This is a genomic window from Rhodococcus sp. (in: high G+C Gram-positive bacteria) (assembly GCF_049286785.1).
Classification (GTDB): Bacteria; Actinomycetota; Actinomycetes; order Mycobacteriales; family Mycobacteriaceae; genus Rhodococcus_F.
Window position 1 is genome coordinate 1 of the sequence record NZ_JBAQEO010000715.1, and the last position, 3,427, is coordinate 3,427.

Below are 3,427 nucleotides of genomic sequence, written 5' to 3' on the forward strand. Positions count from 1 at the left end.
CACTCCGCGCCGCGCTCGAGGGCGAGACGGCCAAACCTGTCGGACCTGTGGTACACAATGATCAGGTGAACGCAGCCTGATGCTCATCGGGCCGCCACCGAAGTTCCACGGAACTCGGGACATCCTCTCCTGAATGGATCGAAAATATTTATCTCCAATGGGATCAATTCGAACTGCCTGCTGGTCGTTGCTCGAACGAACAACGATGATCGCTACGGAGGCTTGACCATCTTCGTCGTCGAAGGCGATACTCCTGGGTGTGTCCGGAGCCGCGGCCTCGACAAGATCGGCATGCATTCTCAGGACACCGCAGAGCTGTTTTTCGATAACGTCCGTGTTCCTGTGGAGAACCGACTGGGAGAAGAAGGCGATGGCTGGGACCAGCTGATGCACAACCTGCCTCAAGAAAGGCTCTCTATCGCGTTGTCAGCCGTAGCCCAAGCAAAATATACCTTCGATTTGACTTTGGAATATGCCAAAACGCGCCGCGCTTTCGGGGACACAATAGGTTCTCGTGAACACACGAAGTTCACCCTCGCATCAATTTATACCGAGATCGAAGTAGCGCAGAACTTCGTAGACCGCTGCCTTACTGATCATGTTTCAGGGGCGCTTGACCCGGTTGCCGCAGCCGGAGCAAAAATGTGGTGCACAGAAATGCAGCAGGGAGTAGCCGATCGCTGCCTGCAAATCCACGGTGGATACGGATTCATGCGCGAGAATCAAGTGGCACGTGCATTCATCGATGGCCGCGCTCAGACCATTTACGGCGGCACGAGCGAAATCATGAGGCAGATTGTGTCCAAATCTCTCGGGTTATAAAGACCCACCCGGCTAGGGTTCGTCGGTGCTATGTGTCGCTAGAGAACTGGAAGGTTCCTAGGGTGATTGTTCGCAACGCCAGCGGCGGGCATATCTTCGTACAGATTCGAGGGCGTAGCCCTTTTCGGAAAGTCCGTGCTATCTTCACACGTTGCGCAACGCTAACTCATATGCTTGGTGGTGCGGAAGCCAGTGCCCTACTCGTCCCAGAACCAGTCGGTGGCGCAGGGGGAAAGCTGACTGTGCAAAGCGAAAAACGTGGTGGCGACCTGGGTGCCTATCCATCGTGCAGGGAGCAACTCGGCTGGCAGGTGGGGATCGGCTAGCACCAGCCGCCGCCAAGAGTGAACCAGCTCAGTATTGCGAACAAACGTTTCCGCGGTCGCTGCAGCAGGCGGGTGGTCGCTCATTTGGACTTCGAACTCAGCGTAGTCTTTTGCTAACGCAGCAAGATCCCACGCTCTCTGCACCATCTGGAATTCATCGCCCAGGGTCCCGAACTTACCGACGAAGCTGAACGAGCTGCGCGAGACGCCGAGATCGTTCAGCGCCTTCGAGGCGAGACGTGCGGCATCGGCGGCGGGACTCACCCATATGCCACCCCCCACAGGGCCGAATCCTTCCCATCGCAGGCGAGTACGCAACTGATGCCGCAAATCGCGCTGCTCCTCGGGAATGGGTATGGAAACAACGAACCATGTTCCGTCCCACTCGGGTGGCTGCTGCCTTCCATACGCAATGACTTCCGCTTCCTGGAAATGCTGTACCGCACGCTCGGAGAGCTGCCACCGGACCTGGCGTCCGAGGCGTTCAGGGATGAGCCAGCCGTCCGAACTGGCACGAGACACAGCTTTCCTTGCCGCTGCTTGCTCGTAACCCAACGCCCCGAGCGCTCGGACTAGCGTGGTAGTCCACGGCTTTCGATCGCCGCGCCGCATATACTCGCCAATGACTGTGAAAAGTAGCGCTGACGCGCTGGCGCCGGTTAAATTGCGGCCTTTAAGTTCCATCGTCACTCCGTCAGACTAGTTGTACTGACCACGGGGGTTGTGTCTCCGGTCGGCATGGCGAGATGACGTGAGGAAGACCTCCGTGTGAGGTGTGGAAGCAACCAAGCATCCACGCGCTCACAACGGAGGTCTTCGTGTCCCACGTTGACGCGACTTTGACGCCGACCGGAAGACTGCGCCTGGCCCGGTGCGTCGTCGAGGACGGCTGGACGCCGCCTGACAGCGTTCGTCACCAACACCCGCCGCGGCCACATCCAGAACCTGGAACTTCGCCACCGCTAGGGTGTGTCTCCCAAATGGCGTAGCCAGGTGAGGATGGCGCAGAGGGTGACGGCGGCACGGTAGGTGATCGCGTGCTTGTCATAGCGGGTGGCAAGGGCTCGCCATTGCTTGGCCAGGGCGAAGGAACGCTCGACGACGTTTCGCCCTTTGTAGAGGTCAACGTCGAGTTTCGGGGCCGGCCGCCGCGGCTGCCCCGGCGTTGTCGTGCGGCGATCGTGTCGCTCTTCTCGGGGATGACGGCGCCGACGCCCCGGCTGCGGAGCTGGCGGCGGATGGTGCCGGACGAGTAGGCCTTGTCGGCGATGACCGCGTCCGGGCGGGTGCGGGGCCGGCCCCGCCCGTGGCGGGGAACGTGGATGTCGGCGAGCTGCCTGCTCGAGCATCGCACCGTCATTGCGTTGGCCGCCGGTGACCACGTTCGCCAGCGGCCGCCCGCGGCCGTCGACGGCGCTGTGGATCTTGGTCGTCAGCCCGCCGCGTGACCGGCCGATGCCGTGACCTGGAGGTTCACAGTCGGAGGCGGGGCGATTCTTGTGATTCGACCGAGCCCCCTGTGTCCTGCTCAGGGCGGGTCGTATTTGTACCGTGCTGGTGGGCGCGACAGATGGTGGCATCCACCGATACGTTCCAGTCGATCATCCCGGCCGCGTCTGCGTCAGCCAGGATTGTCTGCAGGACCCGGTCCCAGGTGCCGTCCTCGGCGTAGCGCGCGTGGCGTTTCCACACCGTCTGCCACGGTCCGAACTCCTCACGCGGCAGATCACGCCACGGAATCCCCGTGCGGTAGCGGTAGATGATGCCCTCGACGACCTTGCGGTTGTCTCGAAACGGATGCCCCTGCCGCCCTGCGTTCGAGGGCAGCAGGGGCTCGATCCGCTCCCACTGCTCATCGGTGAACTGGCAAGAACAACGCGTGGTGGAACACCCGAGCAGCAGGGGTCAACCTCAAACGACTCCTGAACCTCGGACTCACCCTCGACAACGGGACGTGGGCGATCGCATAGTCTCGATCCATCCGGGGCCCAGGCCCGCGGCGAAACGCCCCCCGGACACCCCGCAACGCCCCCGAGCTGCCGCCACCGCGCCCCGGCACCCAAAAGATCAGACCCACCCCGACACCCACGACCATGGCATCGCCGATGAGCCGCCATCAGCGGACCGGCCAGAAGCCTTGTTCAGCAGTCTCCTAGGTGGCTGGTGTTTTTCGCGGCGTGGCGGTCCCAGGTGATGTTGATCTTTCCGGGAGAATGTCCTTATGGCGCAAGGGCATCGATCTTGGGGTGAGTCGTGACGTTGGGGCTGACGCCGACGCA

Annotated in this window: 4 protein-coding genes and 2 pseudogenes; 3 read left to right on the forward strand and 3 right to left on the reverse strand. The window is 61.7% G+C overall.

Annotation, left to right across the window (positions count from 1 at the left end; translation table 11 throughout):
- Window positions 1-105: 105 nt before the first annotated feature.
- Window positions 106-321, forward strand: a pseudogene (locus WAW17_RS25885) (acyl-CoA dehydrogenase family protein); the annotation flags it as partial.
- Window positions 316-822: an acyl-CoA dehydrogenase family protein gene (locus WAW17_RS25890; protein ID WP_422335734.1), complete on the forward strand. Its 507-nt coding sequence runs from the start codon at window positions 316-318 to the stop codon at window positions 820-822. The pseudogene WAW17_RS25885 and the gene WAW17_RS25890, both read left to right, overlap by 6 nt.
- A gap of 197 nt (window positions 823-1,019) precedes the next feature.
- Here WAW17_RS25890 and WAW17_RS25895 read toward each other — a convergent pair whose 3' ends face one another.
- Both WAW17_RS25895 and WAW17_RS25900 read right to left on the reverse strand, forming a co-directional pair.
- Window positions 1,020-1,832, reverse strand: coding sequence for a PaaX family transcriptional regulator C-terminal domain-containing protein (locus WAW17_RS25895; protein WP_422335735.1), 813 nt, complete (start codon window positions 1,830-1,832; stop codon window positions 1,020-1,022).
- Window positions 1,833-2,110: 278 nt separating this feature from the next.
- Window positions 2,111-2,508, reverse strand: a pseudogene (locus WAW17_RS25900) (transposase).
- On the opposite strand from WAW17_RS25900, the gene WAW17_RS25905 reads away from it, so the two are divergent.
- The gene (locus WAW17_RS25905) at window positions 2,471-2,596 is read left to right on the forward strand and encodes a hypothetical protein (protein ID WP_422335737.1); all 126 of its coding nucleotides are present in this window, start codon (window positions 2,471-2,473) and stop codon (window positions 2,594-2,596) included. The pseudogene WAW17_RS25900 and the gene WAW17_RS25905 sit on opposite strands and share 38 nt — an antisense overlap.
- A gap of 25 nt (window positions 2,597-2,621) precedes the next feature.
- Here WAW17_RS25905 and WAW17_RS25910 read toward each other — a convergent pair whose 3' ends face one another.
- On the reverse strand, window positions 2,622-3,050 hold the full coding sequence (locus WAW17_RS25910) for an IS5 family transposase (RefSeq protein ID WP_422335736.1): 429 nt from the start codon (window positions 3,048-3,050) through the stop codon (window positions 2,622-2,624).
- Window positions 3,051-3,427 lie beyond the last annotated feature (377 nt).